The organism is Streptomyces vulcanius (assembly GCF_042653945.1).
In the GTDB taxonomy this organism is placed as follows: Bacteria; Actinomycetota; Actinomycetes; order Streptomycetales; family Streptomycetaceae; genus Streptomyces; species Streptomyces mangrovi.
The window spans coordinates 1-1,137 of sequence record NZ_JBHSFK010000116.1; the positions used below are offsets into that span (position 1 = coordinate 1).

Sequence of the window (1,137 nt, forward strand, 5' to 3'; positions counted from 1 at the left end):
GATGAGCATGGTGACCCTTAAGAATGTTGGACGGTCCGGGAGGACCGGGTGTGGCTGATGGTGACCTGCCGGTGATGGCTTGAGTGGATTGGCCGCCCGGTCCTCCGGGACGCTCCGACTGCTGATTGAGAACTGCGGTCATCGCTGGTTAAGGGCCTGTCGGCGGAGTGTTCCTCGGACTGTTGAAGCTCTCTGCACGCAGGAACGGAGCGTCTGGTGACCAGGCGGCACACATGCATATGGGTCGGCATCGATGCCGGCAAGGGCCATCACTGGGCGGTAGCGGTGAGCGCCGAGGGCGAGCGGCTCTTTTCAACGAAGGTGATCAACGACGAGGCACAGATCCTGACGCTGATCGAGAGCGCCCGGAGAAGGCTGACGAGGTGCACTGGGCGGTGGACATCTCCGGCCGGGCCGCCGCCCTGCTGCTCGCACTGCTCATCGCCCACGGCCAGGAAGTCGTCTACGTGCCCGGCCGTACCGTCCACCGGATGACCAGCGCCTACCGCGGCGAGGGCAGGACCGATGCCAAGGATGCCCTGGTCATCGCTGACCAAGCCCGTATGCGCCGGGACTTCACCCCCATCGACACACCACCAGAGTTGGTGTCCACGCTGCAACTGCTGACCAGTTACCGCAGTGACCTGATCGCCGACCGGGTTCGACTCGTCAACCGGCTGCGGGATCTCCTGGTCGGTATCTGCCCGGCACTGGAGAGGGCCTTCGATTACTCCGCAGCCAAAGGTCCGGTCGTCATGCTGGCCGAGTACCAGACCCCGGCCGCCCTACGTCGGATCGGCGTCAAACGGCTCACCACATGGCTGGAGCGCCGAAAGGTCCACAGCGCAGGCACTGTTGCATCCAAGGCAGTGGAGGCCGCCCGGTCTCAGACGACCGTTCTCCCCGGCGAGACCCAGGCGGCGAAGCTGGCACGCGACCTGGCTCACCAGCTGCTTGTCCTGGACGAGCGGATCAAGAACAACGACCGGGAGATCCGCGAGACGTTCCGCCTCGACGACCGCGCCGAGATCATCGAGTCCCTTCCCGGCATGGGCCCGATCCTGGGCGCCGAGTTCGTCGCCGTTGTCGGAGACCTTTCTGGATACCGGGACGCCGGCCGCCTGGCCTCGCACGCGG

General features: G+C 65.7%; 1 pseudogene. It reads left to right on the plus strand.

Annotation, left to right across the window (positions count from 1 at the left end):
- Window positions 1-216: 216 nt before the first annotated feature.
- A pseudogene (locus ACFPIH_RS56240) lies at window positions 217-1,137 on the plus strand (IS110 family RNA-guided transposase); the annotation flags it as partial.